The organism is Delftia acidovorans SPH-1 (assembly GCF_000018665.1).
GTDB lineage: Bacteria > Pseudomonadota > Gammaproteobacteria > Burkholderiales > Burkholderiaceae_C > Comamonas > Comamonas acidovorans.
On record NC_010002.1, the window covers coordinates 6,020,042 to 6,045,894 of the forward strand.

The 25,853-nt window shown below is 67.9% G+C and carries 24 protein-coding genes and 1 tRNA gene; 18 read left to right on the top strand and 7 right to left on the bottom strand.

Annotation, left to right across the window (positions count from 1 at the left end):
- Position 1 precedes the first annotated feature (1 nt).
- From rapZ to DACI_RS27450, 5 genes are all read left to right on the top strand, one after another.
- Complete coding sequence (rapZ, locus tag DACI_RS27430; RefSeq protein WP_012207220.1) at positions 2-904, top strand: RNase adapter RapZ; 903 nt, start codon at positions 2-4, stop codon at positions 902-904.
- 29 nt (positions 905-933) lie between these two features.
- Complete coding sequence (creB, locus tag DACI_RS27435) at positions 934-1,653, top strand: two-component system response regulator CreB (RefSeq protein WP_012207221.1); 720 nt, start codon at positions 934-936, stop codon at positions 1,651-1,653.
- A gap of 16 nt (positions 1,654-1,669) precedes the next feature.
- On the top strand, positions 1,670-3,130 hold the full coding sequence (creC, locus tag DACI_RS27440; protein WP_012207222.1) for a two-component system sensor histidine kinase CreC: 1,461 nt from the start codon (positions 1,670-1,672) through the stop codon (positions 3,128-3,130).
- Between the two features lie 111 nt (positions 3,131-3,241).
- Positions 3,242-4,675, top strand: coding sequence for a cell envelope integrity protein CreD (gene creD, locus DACI_RS27445; protein ID WP_012207223.1), 1,434 nt, complete (start codon positions 3,242-3,244; stop codon positions 4,673-4,675).
- Positions 4,672-4,914 (top strand): hypothetical protein, encoded by a 243-nt coding sequence (locus tag DACI_RS27450; RefSeq protein ID WP_012207224.1) that lies wholly within the window; start codon positions 4,672-4,674, stop codon positions 4,912-4,914. The genes creD and DACI_RS27450 overlap by 4 nt, the downstream gene beginning before the upstream one ends.
- Positions 4,915-4,935: 21 nt before the next feature.
- Here the strand turns inward: DACI_RS27450 and mutY are convergent, their stop codons facing one another.
- From mutY to mutM, 3 genes are all read right to left on the bottom strand, one after another.
- Positions 4,936-6,006, bottom strand: coding sequence for an A/G-specific adenine glycosylase (gene mutY / locus DACI_RS27455; RefSeq protein ID WP_012207225.1), 1,071 nt, complete (start codon positions 6,004-6,006; stop codon positions 4,936-4,938).
- A gap of 4 nt (positions 6,007-6,010) precedes the next feature.
- Positions 6,011-8,008, bottom strand: coding sequence for a dynamin family protein (locus tag DACI_RS27460; RefSeq protein WP_043782806.1), 1,998 nt, complete (start codon positions 8,006-8,008; stop codon positions 6,011-6,013).
- 336 nt (positions 8,009-8,344) lie between these two features.
- A complete protein-coding gene (gene mutM, locus DACI_RS27465; protein WP_012207227.1) occupies positions 8,345-9,175 on the bottom strand; it encodes a bifunctional DNA-formamidopyrimidine glycosylase/DNA-(apurinic or apyrimidinic site) lyase in 831 nt (276 codons plus the stop codon).
- A gap of 61 nt (positions 9,176-9,236) precedes the next feature.
- Between mutM and DACI_RS27470 the strand changes: the two genes are divergently transcribed.
- The 7 genes from DACI_RS27470 (at position 9,237) to pth (ending at position 15,166) form a co-directional block, all read left to right on the top strand.
- A complete protein-coding gene (locus DACI_RS27470; protein WP_012207228.1) occupies positions 9,237-11,024 on the top strand; it encodes a tetratricopeptide repeat protein in 1,788 nt (595 codons plus the stop codon).
- On the top strand, positions 11,021-11,569 hold the full coding sequence (locus DACI_RS27475) for an outer membrane lipoprotein LolB (protein WP_012207229.1): 549 nt from the start codon (positions 11,021-11,023) through the stop codon (positions 11,567-11,569). Before DACI_RS27470 ends, DACI_RS27475 begins: the two co-directional genes overlap by 4 nt.
- Positions 11,570-11,639: 70 nt before the next feature.
- A complete protein-coding gene (ispE, locus tag DACI_RS27480; protein ID WP_012207230.1) occupies positions 11,640-12,503 on the top strand; it encodes a 4-(cytidine 5'-diphospho)-2-C-methyl-D-erythritol kinase in 864 nt (287 codons plus the stop codon).
- Positions 12,504-12,532: 29 nt separating this feature from the next.
- Positions 12,533-12,609: transfer RNA gene (locus tag DACI_RS27485), tRNA-Gln, on the top strand.
- A 44-nt stretch (positions 12,610-12,653) separates the two neighbouring features.
- Positions 12,654-13,613, top strand: coding sequence for a ribose-phosphate pyrophosphokinase (locus DACI_RS27490; protein WP_012207231.1), 960 nt, complete (start codon positions 12,654-12,656; stop codon positions 13,611-13,613).
- Positions 13,614-13,786: 173 nt separating this feature from the next.
- Positions 13,787-14,416 carry a 50S ribosomal protein L25/general stress protein Ctc gene (locus tag DACI_RS27495; protein WP_012207232.1) on the top strand — a complete coding sequence of 210 codons (630 nt, stop codon included), beginning with the start codon at positions 13,787-13,789 and terminating at the stop codon, positions 14,414-14,416.
- A 126-nt stretch (positions 14,417-14,542) separates the two neighbouring features.
- Entirely contained in the window at positions 14,543-15,166 is a 624-nt protein-coding gene (gene pth, locus DACI_RS27500; RefSeq protein ID WP_012207233.1) for an aminoacyl-tRNA hydrolase, read from the top strand.
- Positions 15,167-15,170: 4 nt separating this feature from the next.
- Here the strand turns inward: pth and DACI_RS27505 are convergent, their stop codons facing one another.
- Complete coding sequence (locus DACI_RS27505) at positions 15,171-15,434, bottom strand: YfhL family 4Fe-4S dicluster ferredoxin (protein WP_012207234.1); 264 nt, start codon at positions 15,432-15,434, stop codon at positions 15,171-15,173.
- A 308-nt stretch (positions 15,435-15,742) separates the two neighbouring features.
- Between DACI_RS27505 and DACI_RS27510 the strand changes: the two genes are divergently transcribed.
- From DACI_RS27510 to DACI_RS27535, 6 genes are all read left to right on the top strand, one after another.
- Positions 15,743-16,705 (top strand): ABC transporter permease, encoded by a 963-nt coding sequence (locus tag DACI_RS27510; RefSeq protein WP_043782808.1) that lies wholly within the window; start codon positions 15,743-15,745, stop codon positions 16,703-16,705.
- Positions 16,702-17,625 (top strand): ABC transporter permease, encoded by a 924-nt coding sequence (locus DACI_RS27515; protein ID WP_012207236.1) that lies wholly within the window; start codon positions 16,702-16,704, stop codon positions 17,623-17,625. The genes DACI_RS27510 and DACI_RS27515 overlap by 4 nt, the downstream gene beginning before the upstream one ends.
- A 15-nt stretch (positions 17,626-17,640) precedes the next feature.
- Positions 17,641-18,693 carry an ABC transporter ATP-binding protein gene (locus DACI_RS27520; protein WP_012207237.1) on the top strand — a complete coding sequence of 351 codons (1,053 nt, stop codon included), beginning with the start codon at positions 17,641-17,643 and terminating at the stop codon, positions 18,691-18,693.
- Positions 18,690-19,547: an ATP-binding cassette domain-containing protein gene (locus DACI_RS27525; RefSeq protein ID WP_012207238.1), complete on the top strand. Its 858-nt coding sequence runs from the start codon at positions 18,690-18,692 to the stop codon at positions 19,545-19,547. Before DACI_RS27520 ends, DACI_RS27525 begins: the two co-directional genes overlap by 4 nt.
- A 129-nt stretch (positions 19,548-19,676) precedes the next feature.
- Positions 19,677-21,170, top strand: coding sequence for an ABC transporter substrate-binding protein (locus DACI_RS27530; RefSeq protein ID WP_012207239.1), 1,494 nt, complete (start codon positions 19,677-19,679; stop codon positions 21,168-21,170).
- 100 nt (positions 21,171-21,270) lie between these two features.
- Complete coding sequence (locus DACI_RS27535; protein WP_012207240.1) at positions 21,271-22,752, top strand: amidase; 1,482 nt, start codon at positions 21,271-21,273, stop codon at positions 22,750-22,752.
- Here the strand turns inward: DACI_RS27535 and DACI_RS27540 are convergent.
- The 3 genes from DACI_RS27540 to DACI_RS27550 form a co-directional block, all read right to left on the bottom strand.
- The gene (locus DACI_RS27540) at positions 22,739-23,752 is read right to left on the bottom strand and encodes a Bug family tripartite tricarboxylate transporter substrate binding protein (RefSeq protein ID WP_012207241.1); all 1,014 of its coding nucleotides are present in this window, start codon (positions 23,750-23,752) and stop codon (positions 22,739-22,741) included. The two genes, DACI_RS27535 and DACI_RS27540, sit on opposite strands and share 14 nt — an antisense overlap.
- A gap of 142 nt (positions 23,753-23,894) precedes the next feature.
- A complete protein-coding gene (locus DACI_RS27545; RefSeq protein ID WP_012207242.1) occupies positions 23,895-24,920 on the bottom strand; it encodes an AraC family transcriptional regulator in 1,026 nt (341 codons plus the stop codon).
- A 58-nt stretch (positions 24,921-24,978) separates the two neighbouring features.
- A complete protein-coding gene (locus tag DACI_RS27550) occupies positions 24,979-25,821 on the bottom strand; it encodes an alpha/beta hydrolase (RefSeq protein WP_043783694.1) in 843 nt (280 codons plus the stop codon).
- Positions 25,822-25,853 lie beyond the last annotated feature (32 nt).

The following is a 25,853-nucleotide window of genomic DNA, read 5'->3' on the forward strand; positions in this document are numbered from 1 at the left end:
CATGTCGCTTGAGATCGTGCTGATCACCGGGATGTCCGGATCGGGAAAATCCGTCGCCCTGCATGCGCTGGAGGATGCCGGCTACTACTGCGTGGACAACCTGCCCCCCGAGCTGCTGTCCGCCTTCGTCGAACTGGAGCATGGCCGCCACAGCAACAAGGTGGCCATCGCCATGGATGCGCGCAGCGCCGGCGGACTGCCCCACCTGCCCGGCCAGCTGGAACGGCTGCAGCGCCAGGGCGTAGTGCCCCACCTGGTCTTTCTGGACGCCACCACGGGCACCCTGGTGCGGCGCTTCTCCGAAACCCGGCGCCGCCATCCGCTGTCGCAGGGGCCGGTCGCCGAAGGCCGCCGCGCCCTGGTCCAGGACATAGAAACCGAGCGCGAGCTGCTGGGCGACCTGCGCGAGAAGTCGCATGTCATCGACACCAGCCACCTGCGCTCGTCCCAGCTGCAAAGCTATATCAAGGAGCTGATTGCGGCCCCGGTGGGCCAGATGACGCTGGTCTTCCAGTCCTTCGGCTTCAAGCACGGCCTGCCCTCGGATTCCGACTATGTATTCGATGTGCGCATGCTGCCCAACCCGCACTACGAACCCCAGCTGCGCCCGCTGACCGGCATGGACGCGCCCGTGGCCGAGTTCCTGCGCCAGCAGCCCGGCGTGGACCAGATGCGGCGCGACATCCAGCAGTTCCTGGAGTCCTGGCTGGACATGATGGCCAGCAACCACCGCAGCTATGTCACCGTGGCCATCGGCTGCACGGGGGGCCAGCACCGCTCGGTCTTCCTGGTCGAGGAACTGGCGCGGCACTTCGCCCCGCGCTGGCCCACGCTGTGCCGGCACCGATCGCTGGACAGCCGGCCCACGCTCAAGCCTGCCGACTTGCTTGCGCACGACGTCTGAGCGGCAGGCCCCGCCTCCGGAACACTGCGATGCAAGGCTTGCCGATGACGAACGCCCCGCGTGTGTTGCTGGTGGAGGACGACCCCGCCATCGCACGCACCGTCTGCTATGCGCTGGAGCGCGACGGCATCGCCGTGCGCCACTGCCTGCAGCTGGCCGATGCACGCGCGCAATGGCAGGCACAGCCGCCCGATGCCCTGCTGCTGGACGTGGGCCTGCCCGACGGCAACGGCCTGGACTGGTGCCGCGAGTTGCGCCAGGCCGGCGCCGCCGTGCCGCTGCTGGTGCTCAGCGCACGCGGCGAGGAAATGGACCGCGTGCTGGGCCTGGAGCTGGGCGCCGATGACTACCTGACCAAGCCCTTCAGCCCGCGCGAGCTGGTGGCCCGCACCCGCGCCCTGCTGCGCCGTGTGCAGCGCCTGCAGCCCGCGCCAACGGCCAGCGCAGCTCCGGCCGATGCCCTGTTCAGCATCGATCCACAGGGCCAGCGCGTGCGCATGCAGGGTGTGCCCCTGGAGCTGACGCGGCGCGAGTACCAGTTGTTGCGCTGCCTGCTGGAGCGCCCCGGGCGCATCCTCAGCCGCGAGTTCCTGCTCGACAGCATCTGGGGCCAGGACAGCGACAGCACGGACCGCACCGTGGATACGCACGTCAAGACCCTGCGCGCCAAGCTGCGCGCCCAGGCGCCGCAGCAGGACTTCATCACCACCCACCGCGGCATGGGCTACAGCCTGACGCTGCCGGGCTGAGCCACCGCAGCACGCCATGCGCCTCGGACTGCGGCTGTTCTTCGCCTTTTTCGTCATCAACGGCCTGGCCGCATTCTTCGTGCTGCGCGTCTTCATGGTCGAGGTCAAGCCCAGCGTGCGCAAGGTGACCGAGGACACGCTGGTCGAGACCGCCTACGCCCTGGCCGCGCTGGCCAGCGACGACATGGCCAGCGGCGTGCTGCAGCAAAGCCCCGCGGACAGCCGCTTCGCGCACCACATGCAGGCCTATGCCAACCAGACCGTCAAGGTCTGGATCTGGGACACGCGCAAGACCAGCCTGGACATGCGCGTCACCGTCACGGACCAGAAGGGCCTGGTGCTGTTCGACTCGGCTGGCCTGGACCAGGGCGCCGACTACTCGCGCTGGCGCGACGTGTACCGCACGCTGCGCGGCGAATACGGCGCACGCACCACGCGCGAGGTGCAGAACGACGAGGCCAGCAGCGTCATGTATGTCTCGGCACCCATCATGGTCGATGGCCGCGTGGCGGGCGTGCTCACCGCCTCCAAGCCCGCCCACTCGGTGCAGAAGATCGTGGACAGCGCGGAAAGCAAGATGCTGCGCGGCGGCCTGCTGTTCCTGCTGCTGTCGGCCGGCGTGGGCTTTGCCGTCACCTGGTGGCTGGTCATCCATGTGCGGCGCCTGCGCAGCTATGCCCAGCAGGTACAGGCGCCCACGCTCAACGAGGCCGCCTCGCCCACCACGGCGCCCCCCATGCCCGAGGCCCCGCGCATGCCCGGCGAGCTGGGCGAGCTGGCCCGCGCCATGGAGAACATGCGCAGCCGCCTGGAAGGGCGCGACTACATCGAAGGCTATGTGCGCGCCCTCACGCACGAGCTCAAGAGCCCCGTGGCTGCCATCCGTGGCGCAGGCGAGCTGCTGCAGGAAGACCTGCCATCGGCCGACCGCGAACTGTTCGCGCGCCAGGTGGTGGACCAGTGCCAGCGCCTGCAAAACCTCGTGGACCAGTTGCTGCGCCTGAGCCAGCTGGAGCAGCGCCGCGCCCTGCACCCGCACACGGCCTGCAGCCTGCAGGCCTGTGCCGAACAGGCCATGGAGCAAGTCCACAGCGCAGCGCACCAGCGCCGCATCCAGCTGGTGCTGCAAGGCCAGGACAGCAGCGGCCCCTGGGAGCAGGACCTGGTGGTGCTGGCCCTGAGCAACCTGCTGAGCAACGCCATCGACTTCGCCCCCGAGGGCAGCAGCATCCACGTGGACCTGGAGCCCGGCCGCGTCAGCGTGCGTGACCACGGCCCCGGCGTGCCCGAGGTGCTACTCGGCCGGCTGGGCGAACGCTTTTTCACCACCCCCCGCCCCAACGGAGAGCGCAGCGGCACGGGCCTGGGCCTGTCCATCGTGCTGCGCATCATGCTGCTGCACGGCGGCAGCATGCAGGCCGCCAACGCCCAGCCCGGGCTGCGTGTCACGCTGAACTGGCCACTGCGGGCACACTGACGCCGCCCCTATCGGCCCTGCGAATCCGACTTCACACCCGCTTCACACACTTCATTCCGGCCACACAGCCCCCGCCCAGACTGCGTCCACGATCAACGAACGGGATGTGGAATGAAGAACCGACTGCTTGCCAAAGGCGTGGCCCTGCTGGTCATGCTGGGCCTTTTGATGCTGGGCCTGGGCCTGATACACGACGTGGTGCGGGACCGCATACGCAACCGCGACAACGCCGTGCAGGGCGTGGTCGCCAGCCTGGCTGGCCGCCAGACGCTGATGGGCCCGGTGCTGGTGCAAAACTGCACCGAGACCACGGGCGTGGAAAAAGGCAGCAAGACCGAATGGACCACGCGCCAGTTCCAGCGCATGCTGCTGCCCGACCAACTGCGCCACCAGGCCACGGCGCGCATGGAGGAGCGCTCGCGCGGCCTGCACCAGGTCAGCACCTATGCCATGCAGGACAGCATCAGCGCCAGCTTCACGAACGCCGCCCAGTACCTGGAAAAGCCCTCCATCGACACGGCGGCCAACCAGACCGTGCGCTGCGGCGCACTGCGGGTGGCGCTGTCGCTCACCGATCCGCGCGGCATACGCTCGGCCACCATCGAAGCCGATGGCAAGAGCCTGGACGTGGGCCCCGGCACATCACTGGAGCGCTACTCGCAGGGCCTGCAGGCGGAACTGGCGCCGGCCCTGCTCAAGAAGGACGGGCCCCTTGAACTGAAGATTGCCCTGGAACTGGTGGGCACCGAAAAGCTGGCCTTCGTGCCGCTGGGCAGCCACAGCCAGGTCCAGTTGTCGGCCGACTGGCCCCATCCCTCGTTCGGTGGCAGCTTTCTGCCCAACCGGCGGGAGATCAGCGACAAGGGCTTCGAAGCCAGCTGGAACCTCTCGGCCCTGGCTTCATCCGCACGCCAGTCCTTCACTGACCAGCAGCCGCTGTGCCAGCCTGGCCGCCGCGACATGGAGGAATACGCGGCCACCGCCCATGCCCCCAACAGCGGCCCTTGCCTGGAATCGCTGGATACGGACTTCGTGGACCCCATCAACGCCTACTCGTTGAGCGACCGCGCCACCAAGTACGGCCTGCTCTTCGTGGTACTGACCTTCGTGGCCGTCGGCCTGTTCGAGGTGCTCAAGCAGCTGCGCGTGCATCCCATCCAGTACCTGCTGGTGGGATCGGCGCTGTGCAGCTTCTTCCTGCTGCTGATCAGCCTGTCGGAGCACATGGGATTTGCCAGCGCCTACGGCATTGCCGCCTCGGCCTGCGTGCTGCTGCTGGCCTACTACGCCAGCCACATCCTGGGCAGCCTGCGCCGCGGCCTGCCGTTTGCGGCGGGCATCGCCGCACTCTACGGCCTGCTGTACGTGCTGCTGCAACTGGAGCAAAGCGCGCTCATCGTGGGATCGATCGCGCTGTTCGCGGTGCTGGCCCTGATCATGGTCTGCACGCGGCATGTGGACTGGTATGCCTTCGGCCGGCAGGATGGCGACCGCTCCAGTGAAGGCGCGGGCACCCCACCCACCGTGGGAGCGCTGCAGCCATGAGCACCATCACCGCCATCAGCGATATCCGCAGCCCGGACAATCAGGCGCTGGAGCGCCAGCGCTGCGAGCAGGCCTGGCAACAGGCCGTGCAAAGCGGGGACCGCCATGCCCTTGGCTCACTGCGCCTGCACATTGCCGACGCCACCGCACGCGCCAGGCGCACGCCCGGCGCGCGGGAGCAGTGGCTGGCCTGGATGCTGCTGCGATGCGCCCTGCTGCTGCCGCGCCGCAGGTTCTAGCCAGCCGGGCCGGCCGTGGCCTCAGCCCGCGAACTGCGCATCCAGCAGCTTGCGCACCGGGGCTGGCAGGCCCATGTCGGCCCAGGCTCCGGCATCGGCCCAGCAGCCCTGGCCGTCCGGCGTGGCGGCATCGATGCCGACGCCCTGCAAGCGCACGCGCACCGGATGCAGGTGCAGATCGCGGTGGGTGAGCACATGCAGGAAGGCGGGCAGATCGGTCCAGTCCAGGGGTGCCGCTCCTGGCCAATGCTGTGCCGCCGCCTGCTCCAGCGCCTCGCGCCCGTTGAACACGGGCGGCGCATAAAGCCCCGCCCAGATGCCCTGCTGCGGACGGCGCTCCAGCCAGACGCGGCCTTGCCCGTCCACGGCGATCAGCAGCCACCAGGCCTCGGAACTGCGCTTGAGCTTGCGCGTTCGCACGGGATAATTTTCGGGATTGCCAAAGCGCGCCGCGCGGCACTGCGGCTGCAGCGGACAGACCAGGCAGCTGGGCTTGCGCGGCGTGCAGATGGTGGCACCCAGGTCCATCAGGCCCTGGGTATAGCGGGGCATGGCCTGCTGCAGATCCTCGGTGGGGCACAGCTGCTGGGCCAGGTCCCACAGTTCGCGCTCATTCCTGGCAACAGCCAGATCCGCATCGAAGGCCAGCACGCGCGTGAGCACACGCCGCACGTTGGCATCGAGGATGGGCACACGCTCGGAAAAGCAAAAGGAGGCGATGGCGCCCGCCGTGGACCGGCCTATGCCGGGCAGCGTGGCCAGATCCTCGGCCCTGCGTGGAAAGGCACCACCCCAGTCCTGAACCACGGCCTGGGCACAGCGGTGCAGGTTGCGCGCGCGGCTGTAGTAGCCCAGGCCGCTCCACAGCGCCAGCACCGCGTCCTGCGGTGCGGCCGCCAGGCTGGCGACATCGGGGAAGGCATCGAGAAAGCGCTGGTAGTAGCCCAGCACGGTACTCACCTGGGTCTGCTGCAGCATGATTTCGGAGAGCCAGACGCGGTAGGGATCGCGCGTCTGCTGCCAGGGCAGGTGATTGCGTCCATGCGACGCCTGCCACTGCACGACGGGCGTGGCAATCGAGGGAAAGGTCAAGATATCAAGCAGTCAGTGAAGTTTCCTGTGCAGCCTTTGCCAGGCCGGGGAAGGCGGGCGTGGGCGACAGGGGTTGCAGCAGTTCCATGGTGGCCTGCCCCAGCTGCAGCTGCAAGGCCGTGAGCTGTTCGTCGGCGGTCTCGATCTCGGCAATGCGTTCCACCAGGCCCGAGGCCGCATTCTGTATGCGGTCCACCGCTTCGATGCGGCGGGCAAAGCTGCGCTTGCGCTCCTTCAATTGGGCATCGAGCTGGGCCGTGGCGGATTTGCTCCACATGTCCACGTCGTTGGCCGCAGACTCGAACACCGTGCGCAACCGCATCGCCAGCGCCTTGATCAGGCGCTGCGCAAACGCAGGATTGCTGCGCCTGAGCGCGTGGCCCAGGCCCAGGTACTGGGTGTAGCTGGCCTCGATGCGCTGCAGGTCGGCGCCGAACTCGGCCAGTTCCAGCTGGGCCGGAGCCTGCAGCGAGAAGCCGAACTCGGCATTGAGCTCCTTGAAGGTCGCGCCCAGCATGGACTGGATCTCTCCGGCCTGCGTCTGGGCCCGGGTCGCCACGGTGCGCAGGCGCTCGAAGGTTTCGGCATAGACCTTGCGGGCGCCCAGCTTCAGGCCGCGCTGCTCCAGCGCATCCTTGAGGTCGACCAGCTCCTGCTTGAGCGCGCTGGAGCCCAGCTGGCGGAAGATGTCGCGCAGCATGCGCATGTGCACCAGCCGCACGGCCTGGATCCTGGCGGCGCTGGCATCGAAATCCTGCTGCTCGCTCTCGATGCGGTGGCGCATGGATGCGATGACGCTGGCATTCTTGCCGCGCAGGCTGCGCAGCTCGGCCATCTGGTCGTCCAGGTCGCGGCGGCGGATGTTGAGCACGCGCTCCACCTCGACCTGCAACTGCTGCACATTGGCCCTGACGGCCGTCTGCAGCACCTTCTGGCGCTGGCCCATGATGCCCTCGGCCAGCATGTTCTCGAAAACGGGCAGTCCGCTGGCCTGCAGCAGCGCATCGTTGCTGGAGACCTTGGCCACCAGGCCCTTTTGCGCCGACACGGGCAGCACCCGCTCCATGGGCAGGCCCAGCATCTGTGCCGACTCCTGGCGCTGGCGCTGCAGCTGGGCCTGCACCTGCGACGCGGAACTCAGGCTGTCCCAGAGCGTGTCTATCTTGTTGAGCACCACGAGGCGGGAGTCGGCCAGCGCATGCTGGCCGGAAGCCACATCGGGCGGCAGCACATGGTCGCGCCAGATGGCCAGATCGGACTTGGTCACGCCGGTATCGGCCGCCAGCACGAAGACCACGGCATGGGCCTGGGGGATCAGGTTGACGGTCAGCTCGGGCTCGGCGCCCACGGCATTCAGGCCGGGCGTATCCAGAATCACCAGCCCCTGCTTGAGCAGGGGGTGGGGCATGTTGATCAGCGCATGGCGCCACATGGGCACCTCGACCAGGCCCTGCTCATCCACGAAGGGATTGCCGCCCTGGTCCTCGTCATGCCAGAAGCCCCAGGTCCGCGCCAGTTCCACGGAAACCTTGCGCACTTCGGCCACCTTGGCCAGCGTGTCGGCGATCTGCTGGGCATTGTTCACGTCGAGCGGCAGTTGCAGCCAGGCCTCGGGACGGGCGCGCCACTGGCCCAGGCTTTCCAGCGATTCGCGCGTATCGATGGGCAGCAGGCGCAGGCTGGGCTGCAGCTCGGCTTCCCAGCCCAGTTCGGCGGGGCACATGGTCGTGCGCCCTGCGCTGGCCGGCATGAGGCGGCGGCCATAGTGGGCGAAAAAGACCGCATTGATCAATTCGGACTTGCCGCGCGAGAATTCGGCCACGAAGGCCACCATGACCTTGTCACCACGCACCTGGGCTTCCAGCCGCTGCAGCCGCTCCTGCACCGCGACATCCAGCAGCTCCTGGGACTGCAGCCATTCGCGCAGCGCATGCAATTGCTGCGCAAAGCCGCGGCGCCATGCGCCGTGCTGGTCGAATTGCTCGTTGAATGATGGTCCCACGTGTTTCCCCCGCCATTGCATCGCCAATGTCTGCCGATGCCTAGTGATCGCCTCGACATTGCGCCGCAAGCGTGATGCCTGTTCTCTTCAAAATATAGCACCGTCGCCCCGTTTTGCCTGCTGCGGCGCCCCAAGGCCGGCCCCTGGAACGGGGGGATTACGGGCAAAATATCGTTCATTTACAAATGAAACAATATTTCACCATCAATCTTCAGCGGTTGGTGCCTGAAATTTAAAGAAACAGGCGTTTTCTGCAAATGCTTCGCGGGACCTCCCGCAATGCAGCCGCAACAGGCGTTACGAGACGTTGAGAATTCGCTCCGTTTTTTGAAGCGATCATCCCGCCTTCTGGCACCGCGCGCAGAAGTAGGTGCTGCGCTGCCCCTGGCGCAGCATTTGCACGGGCGAGCCGCAATGCGTGCAGGGCAGGCCTTCGCGGCCATAGACCTTGGCCTGCAGCTGGAAGTGGCCAGCCATGCCGTCGGGCGCGGAGAAATCGCGCAGCGTCGTGCCGCCCTGCTCCACCGCCAGGGCCAGCACGCGGCGGATCTCCTCGAACAACCGGCGCACCTTGCGCGGCCCGACCTCGCAGGCCGGCTGCGTGGGCGCGATGCGCGCCATAAACAGCACCTCGGACGCATAGATATTGCCCACGCCCACGACCACGCTGCCGTTCAGCAGCAATTGCTTGATGGGCGTGCGGCTGGCCTTCAGGCCGGCCCGGAAGGTCTCGAACGAGAAGCTGTCATCCAGCGGCTCCATCCCCAGATGGTCCAGCAGCCTGCGCGCCCAGGGATCGCTCTCGGCCGCCACATACATCACCGCACCAAAGCGCCGCGGATCATGCAGCCGCAGCAGGCCCTTGCTGGTCTGCAGGTCGAAATGGTCATGCGTTCCTGCTGGCCCCAGCGGTGCTTCATGGGGGGCCACGAAACGCAGGCTGCCCGACATGCCCAGGTGCAGCATCAGCAGGCCCTCGCTCAGCTCCATCAGCAGATACTTGCCGCGCCGGCGCACGCCGTGCACATCGCGCCCGGCCAGCAGCTCGGGGGCAATGCCCAACGGCCAGCGCAAGGGCTTGCCCAAGGCCACGGATTCAATGCGCGCTCCGGCGATCTGCGCGGCAAAAGCGCGCCGCGTGACTTCTACTTCTGGCAATTCAGGCATGCGATCCGGGTTGTGCTGTAGTTGTGCGAAATGTGGTCTGGGCTTCGATTATTATGGTTCGATGGATCATCGCCTTCGCCTTCAGGGACTTGCCGTGGCAGCAGCCCTGGCCATGGGTTCCGCCACTGCCTGGGCACTCCCAGGCAAGACCGCAGCCACCATCGAGACGGAATCCCCCGAACCTCCCTCGTCCGCCGCCGCCTCTGCGGAGGACGATCGCGCCGCCCTCAACGCCGAGCTGTTCTACGAGATCCTGGTCGGCGAGATCGCCGCCAGCCAAGGTGCGCTGGGCGACGCCCAGGCCATGATGATGGAGGCCGCTCGCACCAGCGGCAGCGAGCAGCTGTACCGGCGCGGCACCGAGCTGGCGCTGCAGTCGCGCTCCGGCGAGCGCGCACTGGCCAACGCCCGCGCCTGGCTCGACGCCTTTCCCCAGTCCCGCGACGCCAACCGCTTCGTGCTTCAGATCCTGGTGGCACTGAACCGCATCGCCGATACCGGCAGCTATCTCAAGCGGGAGATCGAGGCCACGCCTGCGCCCTCCAAGCCCGCCACCTACCTGGGCATCACCCAGCTCTACAACAACGCCAGCGACAAGGCCCTGGCGGCCGATGTGGTCGAGCAGGCCATGGCGGGCGAGACCGACAACCCCGCCAGCGGCCCGCTGGCCTGGGCCACCATCGGCCACATGCGCCTGGGCGCCGGGCAGAAGGCTGCCGCCATGCAGGCCGTGCAAAAGGCACAGGCGCTGACACCCGACACCGGCCCCGTGGCCCTGCTGTCCATGGAGCTGCTGGAAGCCGGCATGCCCGAGGCGGAGCCCATCGTCAAACGCTACCTAGCCAAGAACCCTTCAGCCCAGATGCGCATGGCCTATGCCCGCGTGCTGCTGGGCCAGCAGCGCCTGGACGAGGCCCGCCAGCAACTGGTCTCCATCACCGTGGACTCCCCCGACTACGCCGAAGCCTGGGCCACCCTGGCCGCGCTGCAGCTGCAGTCCAACGACGTGGATGCAGCCCAGGCGTCCACCGAGCGCTTCGGCAAGCTCGTGCCGCAGATTCCCGCCGGTGTGGCGCGCAGTGCGGGCCAGTCCCAGTACTACCTGCTGCAGTCCCAGATTGCAGAAAAGCAGGGCAAGTTCGCCGAGGCCGACGCCCTGCTGCGCCGCATCGACGACGCGCCCAATCTGTTGAGCGTGCAGGCGCGCCGTGCCGCCCTGCTCGCGCGCCAGGGCAAGCTCAAGGAAGCCCGCGCCCTCATCGAGGCCGTGCCCGCCAGCGGCCTCAGCCAGCAGCGGCTCAAGCGCCTGGCCGAAGTGCAGCTGCTGCGCGATGCCAATCAGAATGCACAGGCCTACGCGCTGCAGGCCGAGTTGCAAAAGCAGGACCCTGAAGACGCCGAGCTCGCCTATGACACCGCCCTGCTGGCGGAGCGCATTGGCAAGCATGATGAAATGGAGCGGCTGCTGCGCGGCATCATCGCGCGCCAGCCCGATTTCCAGCACGCCTACAACGCGCTGGGCTACTCCTTCGCCGAACGCGGCATCCATCTGGATGAAGCCGAAAAGCTCGTCGGCAAGGCGCTGGAAATGTCGCCTGGCGACCCCTTCATCACCGACAGCCTTGCCTGGGTGAAATTCCGCCGGGGCGACCTGGACGAAGCCCTCAGGCTGCTCGAAAGCGCCTACGCATCACGCCCCGACGTGGAGATCGCCGCACACCTGGGCGAAGTGCTCTGGGCCAAGGGTGATCGCGAACGCGCGCAGAAGATCTGGCGCCAGGGCCTGGCCACCAGTCCTGACAACACGACCCTGCGCGAAACCCTGCGCCGCCTGGGCGTCTCGCTTTGAGCCACCGCGCCGTGCCCGGATTGCCGCATCCCGCCCTTGCACGCAGGCAGCTGTGCGCCACGGCGGCCGCCGCCGCACTGCTGGCCCTGGCCGGCTGTACCCTGCCACCCCGCCAGCTGCAGGCCGACGCAACCGCCCCCACCGCTGCAGGCCACTGGGCGGGCCGGCTGGCGCTGCAGGTGGAAGATGCGCAAAACCAATCCTTCAGCGCAGGCTTCGAGCTGCTGGGCACCCCCCAGCGCGGCGAGCTGCTGCTGTTCACGCCCCTGGGCTCGACACTGGCGCGTCTGCTCTGGGAACCGGGACAGGCAAGCTTGCAACAAGGCGAGGAGCGCAAGACCTCGGACTCGCTACCGGCACTGGTGCAGGAGCTGACCGGCAGCGATCTGCCCATTGCCGCCCTGTTCGACTGGCTGCAGGGCCGGGCCACCGCAGCCGCAGGCTGGCAGGTCGACCTCTCCCGCATGGAGCAGGGCCGCCTGTCCGCCCGGCGCAATGACCCGCAGCCGCCGGCCGCGCTGCGCATCGTGCTCGACACACCCTGATTTCCGCCGGGCGTGCCTGCTCCATCCCCAGCTGCCGCACCTGCCTCTTTTTCCTCATCCTCTCCAGCCCATGCGCTCGCTCCACGACGTGCCGGCTCCGGCCAAGCTCAACCTGTTCCTCCACATCACCGGCCGCCGCGCCGATGGCTATCACCTTCTGCAATCGGTCTTCATGCTGTTGGACTGGCATGACACGCTGCATTTCGACAGGCGTGGCGACGGCCAGATCAGCCGCGAGGACCTGTCGGGCATGGCACTTCCTGCCGACGATCTCATCGTGCGGGCCGCACGGGCTCTGCAGCAGGCCACCGGCTGCCGCGCGGGCGTGCACATCGGCGTGGAAAAGCGCCTGCCGGCGCAGGCCGGGATGGGCGGGGGCTCGTCGGATGCGGCATCGACCCTGATCGCACTGAACCGCCTGTGGCAGTTGAACCTGACGCGGCGCGAGCTGCAGCGCATTGCACTGGACCTGGGCGCCGATGTGCCCTTCTTTCTGTGCGGCAACTCCGCCTGGGTGGAAGGTATAGGCGAGCACATCACGCCGCTGGAACAGGCCCACGCCCTGCCGCCCCAGCGGTTCGTGGTGGTCAAGCCCGAGGCGGGGCTGGAGACCCTGTCCATCTTCCGCGACGCAACCCTCAAGCGCGATCATGCCCATGCTACAATCGAAGACTTTGCTGCAGATCACTATGGCTTTGGCCAAAACGACTTGCAGCCTGTCGCCGAAAGGCTGCAGCCTGAAGTGAAAAAAGCCATCGATTGGCTAAACTCACTAAAACTGCATGCTAGAATGACGGGCTCAGGAAGTGCAGTATTTGCACCACTGACGCAAACGATTGACTTAAAGGATGCCCCTGGCGCCTGGAATGTCAGAGTTTGCAGCAATCTGCAGGCCCATCCTCTCAAGGATTGGCTGAAAGATGAAAGTTTATAGGCTGTCTGCCTGCGGCAGAAGGCCTGTGTAGGGGAGTCGCCAAGTTGGTAAAGGCACCGGATTTTGATTCCGGCATGCGAGGGTTCGAGTCCTTCCTCCCCTGCCAAACGTCTTTCGCGTCAAGGCAAACCCATCGTACTGGGGCGCTCAATGCATTCACATCATCCTGACATCATGGTCTTCACCGGCAATGCCAATCCTGGCATGGCCACTGAAATCGTTCAGCACCTCGGCACCACGCTGGGCGCAGCCGACGTGGGTCGTTTCTCCGATGGAGAAGTCGCCGTCGAGATCAAGCAGAACGTGCGTACGCGCGACGTCTTCGTCGTGCAATCCACCTGCGCACCGACCAACGACAACCTGATGGAACTGCTGGTCATGGTGGACGCGCTCAAGCGTGCATCGGCCGAGCGCATCTGCGCGGTGATTCCCTACTTCGGCTACGCCCGCCAGGACCGCCGCCCGCGCTCCACCCGCGTGCCGATCACGGCCAAGGTCGTGGCCAACATGCTGCAGGCAGTGGGCGTCGAGCGCGTCCTGACCATGGACCTGCACGCAGACCAGATCCAGGGCTTCTTCGACATCCCCGTGGACAACATCTATGCCACGCCGGTGCTGCTGGGCGATCTGCGCCAGAAGAACTACGAAGACCTGATCGTCGTCTCCCCTGACGTCGGCGGCGTGGTCCGCGCACGTGCGCTGGCCAAGCAGCTCGGCTGCGACCTGGCCATCATCGACAAGCGCCGCCCCAAGGCGAATGTCTCCGAAGTCATGCATGTCATCGGCGATATCGACGGCCGCAACTGCGTGATCATGGATGACATGATCGACACCGCCGGCACGCTGGTGAAGGCGGCCGAAGTGCTCAAGCAGCGCGGCGCCAAGAGTGTCTATGCCTACTGCACGCACCCGATCTTCTCGGGTCCGGCCATCGAGCGCATCGGCAACGGCAACGCCCTGGACGAGGTCGTGGTGACCAACACCATTCCCCTGAGCGCCGAGGCACAGGCCTGCGGCAAGATCCGCCAACTGTCCGTGGCACCCCTGATTGCCCAGACGATCCAGCGGATTTCCACCGGTGATTCGGTGCTGAGCCTGTTCTCTGAATAAAATATCGGCCCCTGTGGTCGGAACCCAGCAAACCTCCTTCGGGAGGTTTGCGCGTTCCGGAGTGGTTTCAGGACCACCCCGGGACACCGCAAGAGCAGCCTGGTCCGCATCGGACAGGCGTTCTTTTATCAACGGATGAGGCTGGTCGCGGTCCATCCATCTAGGAGTTAGTTATGCAATTCGTCGCTTTTGAGCGCGCCAAGCAAGGTACGGGTGCGAGCCGCCGTCTGCGCAATTCGGGCAAGGCCCCTGGCATCGTCTACGGCGGTGCTGCCGAAGCCCAACTGATCGAAATCGATCACAACGCCCTGTGGCACGCCCTGAAGAAGGAAGTGTTCCACTCCAGCATCCTGGACATGGAAGTCAACGGCCAGACCTCCAAGGTCGTGCTGCGCGACGTGCAATTCCACCCCTACAAGCAGCTCATCCTGCACGTGGACTTCCAGCGCGTTGACGACAAGACCAAGGTTCACCTGAAGGTGCCGCTGCACTTCGAAGGCATGGAACAGTCCCAGGCCGTCAAGGTCGAGAACTGCACGATCACTCCCCTGGTCCATGAACTGGACGTGGTGTGCATGCCCGCCCAACTGCCCGAGTTCATCACCGTGGACCTGAGCGGCCTGACTTCCAAGTCCACCCTGGGCCTGCAAGGCCTCAAGCTGCCCAACGGCGTGAAGGCCGTGGTGCGCGGTTCCAACAAGAACCCCGCCCTGATCTCCATCAAGCTGCCCGAAGTGGCTCCTGATGCATCGGCAGCTCCCGTGGCAGCCCCGGCCGCTCCGGCCAAGAAGGGCAAGAAGTAATTCTTGGCTTTCCCTTGCGGTGGCCCCGGCTGCCGCAAACCTGCAAAAGGCCCACCTCGCGTGGGCCTTTTGCATGGAGGAGCACCCTCGCCCGCCTGCTGCGGCCGCCATGGAGATAATCGCCCGATGATCAAATTGTTTGTCGGCCTGGGCAACCCCGGGCCGGAGTATGAGGACACCCGCCACAACGCGGGCTTTTGGTGGATTGATGCGCTGGCGCGCGAACTCAAGGTCCAGCTGGTGCCCGAGCGCAGCTACTTCGGCCTCATGGCCCGTGCCAGCGTGCGCGGCGAGAACGTCTGGCTGCTGCAGCCGCAGACCTTCATGAACCTGTCGGGCAAGTCGGTGGGCGCGCTGGCGCGCTTCTTCAAGATCCAGCCCGAGGAGGTCCTCGTGGTCCATGACGAACTGGACTTCGAGCCCGGCCAGGTCAAGCTCAAGCGCGGCGGCAGCCACGGTGGCCACAACGGCCTGCGCGATATCCATGCCCAGCTGGGCTCGGCCGACTACTGGCGGCTGCGCATAGGCATAGGCCATCCGGGCCACAAGGCCGAAGTCGCCAACTGGGTTCTCAAGAAGCCCGCGCCCGACCAGCGCCAGCTGATCGAGGACAGCATCGCCCACTCCCTCAAGGCCTGGCCCGAACTGCAGGCCGGCAACATGGACAAGGCAACCTTGCTGATCCACACCACCAAGCCGCCACGCCCCAAGCCCGCACGCCCGGCCACGGCCGAGAGCGACAAGGGCTGAGCGTTCAGGAAGAAGCGGGAGCCTGGGACTGCAGACGCAGGTACTTCTGCATCAGCGTCTCGCGGTCTTCCACATGGGCGGGATTCACGGGAATGCAGGCCACCGGGCAGATCTGCACGCACTGGGGCTCATCGAAATGGCCCACGCACTCCGTGCACTTGCTGTGCTCGATCTCGTAGTACTCCTCGCCCATGGAGATCGCATCGTTCGGGCACTCGGGCTCGCAGACATCGCAGTTGATGCATTCGTCGGTGATCATCAAAGCCATGGCAGGTCCCTCGCAAGTGCCAGCCACGCTCCGGGCCGGGCGGGCCCATGCGCCCCGAACGGGCCTTGCAGCAAGGTGGCATCAGTCATGCCGCCATTATCCTGTCCACCACATAAGCATGGAGGCTGCACGGGCAAGCCCGGCGCCCTGAAATCGATGGCCGCGTCCCCGTCCATCGGGGCCCTGCTGCGTCAAAGGCCGCTATGCTGCGCGCATGGGCCGTGCGCAGTACCATTCGGGCCCTTCCAAGAACAACCCACCCACTCCGCCGACGTGACCGCCCCCCACCCTGCCGAGACCGATTGCCCATGAGCATCTTTCTGCTCAAGCGCCTGCTGATGCTGGCAGCCACGCTGCTGGGCGCATCGGCCGTGGTTTTCGGCGTGCTGGAGGTGCTGCCCGGCAATGCCGCCCAGACGCTGATGGGTCCCGATGCCGCGCCCGAGGCGGTGCACGCGCTGGCCGTGCAACTGGGGCTGGACCAGCCGGCCTGGCAGCGCTACCTGCAGTGGCTGCAGGGGCTGCTGCACGGCGACATGGGCCTGAGCTACGCCTACAGCACACCGGTCAGCGAGCTGGTGCTGGAGCGGCTGGCCGTCACCGCGCCGCTGGCCGTGATGGCCATGCTCATCACGACCGTGCTGGCACTGGCCGCCGGCATCTATGCCGCATCGCGCCACAACCGCTGGGGCGACCTGGGCATCATGGGCCTGGCACAGGTCGGCATCGCCATCCCCAATTTCTGGTTTGCCATCCTGCTGATCCTGGTGTTCTCGGTGAAGCTGCAATGGTTTTCCGCCGGCGGCTTTCCCGGCTGGAGCGAGGCCGACGGCGGCGGCCCGCTGCAGGCACTGCAGGCGCTGCTGCTGCCGGCCATCTCGCTGGCCGTGGTGCAGGCGGCCATCCTGGCGCGCATCACGCGCTCGGCCGTGCTGGAGGTGCTGCGCGAGGACTTCGTGCGCACGGCCCGCGCAAAGGGACTGTCGCGCCGTGCCGTGCTCTGGGGCCATGTGCTACGCAACGCCATGATTCCCGTGCTCACGGTCATGGGCCTGCAGTTCGCCCAGTTGCTGGCCGGCACCATCGTGGTGGAGAACGTGTTCTACCTGCCGGGCCTGGGCCGGCTGATCTTCCAGTCCATCGCCAACCGCGACCTGATCGTGGTGCGCAACTGCGTGCTGCTGCTGGCAGCCATGGTGGTGGTCATCAACTTCATCGTGGACGTGCTGTACGCGGCCATTGATCCGCGCATCGAAGCCAGCGACGTATGAGCCAGCCGCACAGCCCTCCTTCGCCCCCGCCCTCCACCTCGCCAGCGGGCCACCGGCCCACGCGGGCCGTCACCCTGGGCGCGCCCGCCGGAGCGGGCCGGCGCATGCTGGGCCACCGCAGCTTCCTGCTGGGAGCGGTGCTGACCGCGCTGCTGCTGCTCACGGCCCTGCTGTCTTTCTGGTGGACGCCTGGCTCTGCCTACGACATGGACATGGACGCCAAGCTGGCTGCACCGGGCGCCCTGCACTGGCTGGGCACCGACGCCTATGGGCGGGACGTGGCCTCGCTGCTGTTCCTGGGCGCGCGCAGCTCCATCCTGGTCGGCGTGATTGCCGTGGGCATCGGGCTGTCGATGGGCGTGGCGCTGGGCCTGGTCGCGGCAGCCTGCAGGGGCTGGGTGGAAGAGGCCATCATGCGGCTGGCCGATTTCAGCTTTGCCTTTCCCGCGCTGCTGTCGGCCATCATGCTCACGGCCGTGTTCGGCGCGGGCATCGTCAACGCCATCATTGCCATCGGCATCTTCAACATCCCCACCTTCGCGCGCATCACGCGGGCATCGGCCAAGGCCGTGTGGGCGCGCGAATACGTGCTGGCCGCACGCGCCTGCGGCCATGGCCGCGCCAGCATCACCTGGCGCCATGTGCTGCCCAACATCCTGCCGGTGCTGGTGGTGCAGGCCACCATCCAGTTCGCGCTGGCCATTCTGGCCGAGGCCGCCCTGTCCTATCTGGGCCTGGGCACGCAGCCGCCCCAGGCCTCCTGGGGCCGCATGCTCAGCGAGGCGCAGACCCTCATGTTCCAGGCACCGCTGCTGGCCGTGTGGCCGGGCCTGGCCATTGCGCTGTCGGTGCTCGGGCTCAACCTGCTGGGCGACGGGCTGCGCGATCTGCTCGACCCGCGCCTGTCGCGCCAGCGCTGAGGAAGGCACGCGCCCATGCCCCTGCTCGAAGTCTCCGGCCTCACCATCACCTTGCAGACCCCGCGCGGCCGCGCGCGCGCCGTGCAGAACCTGGAGTTCATCCTGGAGCGCGGCGCCACGCTGGGCCTGATCGGCGAGTCGGGCTGCGGCAAGTCGCTGACCGCCCTGGCGCTGATGGGCCTGCTGCCCGAGCATGCGCAGGTGGACGGCAGCATCCAGCTCAACGGCAAGGAGCTGCTGGACATGGACGAGAACGCGCTGTGCCGCCTGCGCGGCAACCGCATGGCCATGGTGTTCCAGGAGCCGATGACGGCGTTGAACCCCGTGCACGGCATCGGCCGCCAGGTGGCCGAGCCGCTGCGCCATCACCTGCGCCTGGGCCGCCAGGCCGCGCGCGCGCATGCGGTGGCGCTGCTGGAGCGCGTGGGCATTGCCCGTGCGGCCCAGCGCTATGACGACTATCCGCACCAGTTCTCGGGCGGCCAGCGCCAGCGCATCACCATCGCCATGGCCCTGGCCTGCGGGCCCGACCTGCTGATTGCCGACGAACCCACGACGGCGCTGGACGTGACCGTTCAGCAGCAAATCCTGGACCTGCTGCAGGAACTGGTGGCCGAGCATTCCATGGCCCTGCTGCTGATCTCGCACGACCTGGGCGTGATCGCGCAGAACGTGGAGCAGTTGCTGGTCATGTACGGCGGCAGCGTGGTCGAAAGCGGCATGACCGAGGCCATCTTCGCGCGCCGCGCCCATCCCTATACGCGCGGCCTGTTCGCGGCCAGGCCCCAGCTGGACCTGTCCGCCCCCGGCAGCCTGCCGCCGGCCCGGCTGCCCACCATTGCCGGCACCGTGCCCGAGCTGGTGGACCTGCCGGCCGGCTGCGCCTTCGCGGGCCGCTGCAGCTTCACCGAGCCGGCCTGCCACAGCGAGCGCCCGCGCCCCGTGGTACTGGAGCGCCTGCAGCGGCCCACGCCCGCATCCCTGCAGGCCTGGGCACAGCCGCATGTGGTGCGCTGCCTGCGCCCCGAGGCCATTGCACAGGGCCTGCCTGCACAGGAATGCGCATGACAGGGCACCCCCTCCAGGCGCCACCGGTCCAGACGCCACCGGCCTCCGATACACCCCTGCTGCAAGTGACAGGCCTGGCCCGCAGCTACCAGTTGCCACGCCGGTCGCTGTGGCGCGCGCCGGAGCAGGTGCATGCGCTGCGCGGCGTGGATTTCACGCTGACGGCGGGGCGCAGCCTGGGTGTGGTGGGCGAGTCGGGCTCGGGCAAGTCCACGCTGGCACGCCTGGTCATGGCGCTGGACACGCCCAGCGCCGGCAGCGTGCGGCTGCTGGGCCAGGATCTGCACCAGTTGGGCCGCCAGGCACTGCGGACGGCACGCCGCGACTTCCAGATGGTGTTCCAGGACCCCTACGGCTCGCTGGACCCGCGCATGACGGTGGAGCACATCGTCTGCGAACCCCTGCTCGCACAGCCTGCGTCGCCCGAACGCACCGCCCGGCGCGACCTGGCCCGCGCCACGCTGGAACAGGTCGGCCTGCGCGCGCAGGATCTGGACAAGTACCCGCACGAGTTCTCGGGCGGCCAGCGCCAGCGCATCGCCATTGCGCGGGCATTGATCACACGGCCCCGCCTCATCGTGGCCGATGAGCCCGTGAGCGCGCTGGACGTCTCGGTGCAGGCCCAGGTGCTGAACCTGCTGCACGATCTGCAGCAGCAGCTGGGCCTGTCCTATCTGTTCATCAGCCACGACCTGGCCGTGGTCCAGCACCTGTGCGACGACGCCATCGTGCTCAGCGAGGGCCGCATCGTCGAGCGCGGAGCGCCGCAGCAGCTGTTCCACGCCCCGCAGCACCCGTATACGCAGGCCCTGGTCCGGGCCGTGCCGCGCATCGCCCTGCAGCATCGGGCCTGAAAGCTGACGGCCGCCCGCGCGGACCAGGCCCCCAGGGCCACGCACCCGTGCGCCGTGGTGTAAAAACACTGCTGCAGGCCGCAGACAGCGGCCCGAGAACCATCTGCAAGAATTTCCGGAGACCTGTTCATGTTCAACCGCCGTTCCCTGCTGGCCAGCTCCGCTGCTGCCGGCCTGCCCCTGCTGATGCCCTGGCCTGCGCTGGCCCAGAGCCGCAAGGACAGCATCACGCTGGCGATGACGCTGGAGCCCCCGGGGCTGGACCCCACGGCCGGCGCCGCATCGTCCATCGGCGAGATCGTGCTCTACAACCTGTTCGAGACGCTGACCAAGATCAACCCGGACGGCAGCGTCTCGCCGCTGCTGGCCGAGAGCTGGGAGGTCTCGCCCGACCTCAAGACCTACACCTTCCGCCTGCGCAAGGGCGTGAGTTTTCAGAACGGCGAGCCCTGCAACGCCCACAGCGTGAAGTATTCCTTCGACCGGGCGGGCGACGACAAGAGCACCAACAAGGACAAGCGGACCTTCGCCTCCCTGTCCACGCGCGTGGTGGACGACCACACCGTGGTCGTGATCAACAAGGACATCGATCCCGACTTCCTCTTCGTGCTCGGCCAGGCGACGTCCATCATCGTCGAGCCCAAGAGCGCGGCCACCAACGCCACGCGCCCCGTGGGCACGGGCCCCTACCAGTTGGGCAACTGGAGCAAGGGCGCCTCGGTCACGCTCACGGCCTGGCCGCAGCATCGCATGGCCTCCGGCCTGCGCATTCGCCGCGCCAGCTTTCGCTTCATCTCCGACCCTGCGGCCCAGGTCGCTGCGCTGCTGGCTGGCGACGTCGATGCCTTTCCGCGCGTGACGCCGCGCAGCGTGGCCCAGTTCAAGGCCAACGGGCGCTTCCAGGTCGTGGTCAGCGGCTCGCGCGCCAAGACCATCCTGGCCATGAACAACGCACGCAAGCCCCTGGGCGACGCGCGCGTGCGCCGCGCCATCGCCGCGGCCATCGACCGCAAGGCCGTGATCGACGGCGCGGGCGACGGCTACGGCCTGCCCATCGGCAGCTACTACGTGCCCACGGCCTTCGGCTACGTGGACACCACGGGCATCAACCCCTTCGACGTGGAAAAGGCCAAGGCGCTGCTGGCCGAGGCCGGCGTCAAGACCCCGCTGGAGCTGACCATGACCCTGCCGCCCACGCCCTACGCGCGCCAGGGCGGCGAGGTGATTGCCGCGCAGCTGGCCAAGATCGGCATCCGCGCCAAGCTGCAGAACGTCGAATGGGCGCAGTGGCTGTCGGGCACCTACACCCTCAAGAACTACGACCTGACGCTGATCTCCCATGTCGAGCCCTTCGACCTGGGCAACTTCGCCAAGCCCGATTACTACTGGGGCTACCAGTCGTCCCAGTTCAACGAGCTGTACGACAAGATCAAGAACGCCTCGCGCCCCGCCGACCGCTCGCGCCTGCTGGGCGATGCCCAGCGCCTGCTGGCCCAGGATTGCGTGCACGCCTTCCTCTACACGCCGCAATGGGTCACCGTGGCCAACAAGAACCTGCGCGGACTGTGGAAGGACATGCCCATCTTCGTCAACGATCTTTCGGCACTGTCCTGGGCCACCTGAACCGCGCACCGGCTGAGCCACAGGCGACAGGCGCGCCGGTGGCCCCGGTCCACACTGCGGCAGATCTGCCGCTGGAACCGCAACCCTCGAGGAAGCCGCGATGACTGGAACGACACAGGCCCTGCACGACCTACCCGCCCATGCGCTGCTGCGCGCCTACCGGGAGCGCAGCCTCTCGCCCGTCGAGGTCATGCACGAGCTGCTGGCCCATGTGCAGCGCTGGGAGCCGGCCCTGGGCGCCACCTACCTGCTGCGCCCCGAGGCCGCACTGGCCCAGGCACGCGCCAGCGAGGCCCGCTGGCTGCGCGGCGAGCCGGCAGGCCTGCTCGACGGCGTCCCCGCCACGGTCAAGGACAACATCGCCACGCGCGGCGACCCCACCCCCGTGGGCACGGCCGCCACGCCCCAGGTCGCCGCCCCGCTGGACGCACCGCCCGCCGCGCGGCTGCGCGAAGCGGGCGCCATCCTCTTCGCCAAGACCACCATGCCCGACTACGGCATGCTGTCCTCGGGCCTGTCCTCGCTGCACGGCAACACCTTCAACCCCTGGGATCCGGACAAGACGCCGGGCGGCTCCAGCGCAGGCGCGGGCGCCGCTGCGGCGGCCGGCTACGGGCCGCTGCATGTGGGTACGGACATTGGCGGCTCCATCCGCCTGCCCGCAGGCTGGTGCGGCATCTTCGGCCTCAAGCCCAGCCTGGGCCGCGTGCCCATCGACCCGCCCTACACCGGCCGCTGCGCCGGCCCCATGACGCGCAGCGTGGCCGATGCCGCGCTGATGATGCAGGCCCTGTCCCTGCCCGATGCGCGCGACAGCATGGGCCTGCCGCACCAGGACATTGCCTGGAGCGGCTTCGACATGGACCCCGCCCAGGTGCGCGGCCTGCGCATAGGCCTGCTGCTGGATGCCGGCTGCGGCCTGCCCCTGCAGCCGCGCGTGCGTGCCGTGGTGGAGCAGGCTGCGGCCTGGCTGGAAACGGCCGGTGCCCATATCGAGATCATCCAGCCCTGGCTCACCCGCGACATGCTCGACGGCCTCGACCATTTCTGGCGCATGCGCTCGCATGTGGAAATGCAGTCGCTGCCGGACGCCCAGCGCCGCGTGGTCCTGCCCTTCATCCGCGACTGGGCCGACAGTGCCGGGTCCATCACCGCCACCCAGCTGTTCGTGGCAAGCCAGCAGTCGCACCTGCTGCGCGTGGCCACGGTGCGGGCCACGGCGGCCTTCGACTATGTGCTGTCCCCCGTGGCGCCCATCACGGCCTTCCCGGCCCACCTGCCCAGCCCCACCAACGACCCGCTGCGACCGCTGGAGCACATTGCCTTCACCGTGCCCTACAACATGTCCGAGCAGCCCGCCGCGTCCGTGCCCTGCGGGCATGACGGGCAGTTGCCCATCGGCGTGCAGATCGCGGGCCGGCGCTTTGACGACCTGGGCGTGCTGCGGCTCAGCCGTGTGCTGGAGCAGCTGCGGCCGCCGCAGCCTGCCTGGCCACAGCCCCTGCCGCCGGGCCAGGGCACTGGCGACAGCGAAGACGGGGCACAGGCGCGGGCACGCGCAGTGCCTGCTACTCCAGCCTGATTCCCGCATCCTTGACGATGCGCGCCCAGCGCGGCAGGTCGCGCGCCATGGCCGCTGACAGCTCCTCGGGCGTGCCGCCCACCGGGCGCAGCCCCATGGCCGCCAGGCGCCCGCTGAGTTCGGGCGAGGCCACGATGCGTCGCACCTCGGCCGAGAGCTTGTCCACGATGGGCCGGGGCGTTCCCGCCGCCACGAAGGTGGCGAACCAGCCATTGGCCTCGAAGCCCGCCAGCCCCAGCTCGGCAAAGGTGGGCACCTCGGGCAGCGCCGGATGGCGCTGCATGCCGGTGATGGCCAGGATGCGGATCTTGTCCGACTTCAGGTGCGCATTGGCCGAAGACACGTCGATGAAAGCCGACGACAGCTGTCCGCCCAGCACATCGTTGACCAGCGGCGCCGCGCCCTTGTAGGGAATCAGCGCCAGATCCAGCCCGGCCCGGGCACGCAGCAGCTCGCCATGCATGTGCGAGGAGGTGCCGTTGCCGTAGTTACCGTTGCTGTACTTGCCCGGATGGGCCTTGACCAGGGCGATGAACTCCTGCAGCGTCGTGGCCGGCACGTCGCGCGGCACCACGAACAGGTCCGAGGACAGGGCCACCTGAGATACGGGGGCAAAGTCCTTGAGCACGTCATAAGGCATCTTGGCGTACAGCGCCGGCGACTGGATCATGGCCGTGATCCCCAGCAGCAGCGTATAGCCATCGGGCGCCGACTTGGCCACCACGTCGCCGCCAATGATGCCGCTGGAGCCCGGCCGGTTCTCCACCACCACGGGCTGGCCCCAGGCCTGGCTCAGTTGCTGGGCAATGATGCGGCCGATGATGTCCGTGCCGCCCCCCGCCGGATAGGGAATCACCATGCGCAGCGGCTTGGACGGATAGGCACCGCCTGCCGGCTGTGCAAAGGCGATCGGCGATGCCGTTCCCAGGGCAGCGCCCAGTGAGGCGCTGGCAGCGCATGCCAGCGCTGCCCGCAGGCAGCCGCGTCGGCTCGATTCCATGGCTTGTCTCCTTGTCCTTCGGTGCTCCGCCCTCGTTGGCGGGGCGGTGTGCCCTGCCGCAGTGGCAGGGTCCATGGACAGTGTGGCCACCGGGCCTTCAGCCACCAATCGCCGATCGTCTCAAAATGATTGGCAAAAAAGATCAGCGGCCGCGATGCTGGGCCTGCCGGTAGGCGCCCGGCGGCAGGCCGGTCCAGCCCTTGAAGGCGCGGTGAAAGGTGCTGGCCTCCGCAAACCCCACGCGGGCCGCGATGTCGGCCAGGGTCAGATCCGGGCGGTTCAGCAATTCGATGGCGGCGTCGCGGCGCAAGTCGTCCTTGAGGGATTGGAAGCCCAGGCCTTCGTCGCGCAGGCGGCGGCGCAGCGTCTGCGGTGTCATGGACAGCGCGGCGCCCACCTGCTCCAGCGAAGGCAGCTCCCCCGCCAGGTCGCGGCGCAGCAGGCGGCGGATGCGCTCGCCCAGGCGCGTGCGGTCGCGGTAGCGGATCACCAGGCCCATGGCCGCCTGGTCCAGGAATTCGGCCAGGCTCTCCGGGGTCTGCACCACGGGCAGCTCCAGCCAGCGCGCATCGAACTCCAGCCCCGTGAAGTCGCGGTCCCGCTGCAGCGGCGCCAGGAACAGGCGCTGCGCCTCCGTGCCATACGGCATGCTGGCTCCGGCCGGCGCACACACGCCCGTCAACTCAATCCTGCGCGACACCAGCCAGGACATGACGCCATAGCCCAGAAAGCAAAAGGAACGCTCGGCATAGGCCAGCGGCGCGTCACGCTCGCGCAGCGACACCATGGCGATGCGGGCCACGCCATCCACCACCTGCAGCCGGGGAGCGAAGTCGCGCAGCACCAGGCGGTAGAAACGCAGCCCGGCCTGCAATGCCTCCCCCAGCGTGCGGCAAGGCAGCATGGTGCGGCAGGCCTGGGCAAAACTGCCCACGGGCAGCGGATGGCGGCACAGGCCCCACAGCTCGTCGCGGCAGACGCGGCGCAGCACGCGGATCAGCGCCGCGTACTGCGCCTGGGTGACGCGCGACAGCGGCGCATCCAGCAGGGCCGGCGCAATGCCGGCGCGGCGCAGGATGGCTGGCACATCCATGCCATTGCGCTGCACGCCCTGCACGATCTGCAGGACCTGGGCAATGGCAATGGTGTGGGCCGTGGTCTGTGGCATGGGCTTGGTGGAGACGGCGTCAGATGGGCAGGTCAAGGCCTGCCCGCCATTGTCTCCATCAATGGCCCAGATATCGATCCAGGAATCCCAGAACCCGCTGCTCGTAGGGCTTGGGCGCGTAGTCGTACAGGTCCACATGCGCGGCGCCTTCCACCATCCACAGCGCCTTGGGTTCACGCGCCGCATCGAACAGCTCGCGGGTTTCTGCGGGCGTGGTGTGCCGGTCCTGCAGGCCGGCAGCGATCAGCACGGGAGCACCCAGCGCCCTCACATGGTCGATGGGACGCAGTTGCGCCAGCTCCAGATGCAGGCGCAGCGGCAGCTGCCACGCCAGCAAGGGCGTGACCACGTCCGCCAGCCAGCCGATGTGCGCGCGCACGCGGTTGTCTATGGCCTGCCGGATGTCGGGGAACACGGACTCCAGCACCACAGCATCCGGCCCCGGCGCCACATGGGACAAAAGCAGGGCCGCACCGCCCAGCGATGTGCCGATCACCGCCACCTTCTCGCCCGGCAGCTGCTGCCGCACATAGGCCATGGCGGCACGCACGCCTGCGCCTTCAACCATGCCGAAGCTGATGCGCTCGCCACTGCTTTCGCCGTGCGCGGGCAGGTCGATCAGGCAGACGGAGTACCCCTGCCGATGGAGCATGCGCGCACGCGCCAGCATGGCCAGCCGGTCTGCGTACACGCCGTGCAGCAGCAGCACGGCACCATGGCCCGGCTGCCCCTTGGCGAACCAGCCCCGGACCTGCCCGCCCTCGTCGGTGGGCAACTGCAGCGTCTGGACCGGCCAGTCCGCGGGCGGCGCGCCGACAGGCTGGTGGTCCGGCTGGCTCAACAGGCTGCCCACCAGCCAGGCCGCCGCCATCAGCAGGGCCAGTCCGGACAATCCCGCCATCAGCAAGGCGGCAGGCCATGAAAGATTGCGCA

Coding starts and splice junctions, on each gene's coding strand:
- DACI_RS27535 (WP_012207240.1), top strand. CDS start 21,271: ATGACTGGAACGACACAGGCCCTGCACGACCTACCCGCCCATGCGCTG.
- DACI_RS27545 (WP_012207242.1), bottom strand. CDS start 24,920: ATGCCACAGACCACGGCCCACACCATTGCCATTGCCCAGGTCCTGCAG.
- DACI_RS27525 (WP_012207238.1), top strand. CDS start 18,690: ATGACAGGGCACCCCCTCCAGGCGCCACCGGTCCAGACGCCACCGGCC.
- rapZ (WP_012207220.1), top strand. CDS start 2: ATGTCGCTTGAGATCGTGCTGATCACCGGGATGTCCGGATCGGGAAAA.
- creD (WP_012207223.1), top strand. CDS start 3,242: ATGAAGAACCGACTGCTTGCCAAAGGCGTGGCCCTGCTGGTCATGCTG.
- DACI_RS27505 (WP_012207234.1), bottom strand. CDS start 15,434: ATGGCTTTGATGATCACCGACGAATGCATCAACTGCGATGTCTGCGAG.
- creC (WP_012207222.1), top strand. CDS start 1,670: ATGCGCCTCGGACTGCGGCTGTTCTTCGCCTTTTTCGTCATCAACGGC.
- DACI_RS27470 (WP_012207228.1), top strand. CDS start 9,237: ATGGATCATCGCCTTCGCCTTCAGGGACTTGCCGTGGCAGCAGCCCTG.
- DACI_RS27550 (WP_043783694.1), bottom strand. CDS start 25,821: ATGGCGGGATTGTCCGGACTGGCCCTGCTGATGGCGGCGGCCTGGCTG.
- mutM (WP_012207227.1), bottom strand. CDS start 9,175: ATGCCTGAATTGCCAGAAGTAGAAGTCACGCGGCGCGCTTTTGCCGCG.
- DACI_RS27520 (WP_012207237.1), top strand. CDS start 17,641: ATGCCCCTGCTCGAAGTCTCCGGCCTCACCATCACCTTGCAGACCCCG.
- pth (WP_012207233.1), top strand. CDS start 14,543: ATGATCAAATTGTTTGTCGGCCTGGGCAACCCCGGGCCGGAGTATGAG.
- DACI_RS27510 (WP_043782808.1), top strand. CDS start 15,743: ATGAGCATCTTTCTGCTCAAGCGCCTGCTGATGCTGGCAGCCACGCTG.
- DACI_RS27515 (WP_012207236.1), top strand. CDS start 16,702: ATGAGCCAGCCGCACAGCCCTCCTTCGCCCCCGCCCTCCACCTCGCCA.
- DACI_RS27530 (WP_012207239.1), top strand. CDS start 19,677: ATGTTCAACCGCCGTTCCCTGCTGGCCAGCTCCGCTGCTGCCGGCCTG.
- DACI_RS27540 (WP_012207241.1), bottom strand. CDS start 23,752: ATGGAATCGAGCCGACGCGGCTGCCTGCGGGCAGCGCTGGCATGCGCT.
- DACI_RS27450 (WP_012207224.1), top strand. CDS start 4,672: ATGAGCACCATCACCGCCATCAGCGATATCCGCAGCCCGGACAATCAG.
- creB (WP_012207221.1), top strand. CDS start 934: ATGCAAGGCTTGCCGATGACGAACGCCCCGCGTGTGTTGCTGGTGGAG.
- DACI_RS27495 (WP_012207232.1), top strand. CDS start 13,787: ATGCAATTCGTCGCTTTTGAGCGCGCCAAGCAAGGTACGGGTGCGAGC.
- DACI_RS27490 (WP_012207231.1), top strand. CDS start 12,654: ATGCATTCACATCATCCTGACATCATGGTCTTCACCGGCAATGCCAAT.
- ispE (WP_012207230.1), top strand. CDS start 11,640: ATGCGCTCGCTCCACGACGTGCCGGCTCCGGCCAAGCTCAACCTGTTC.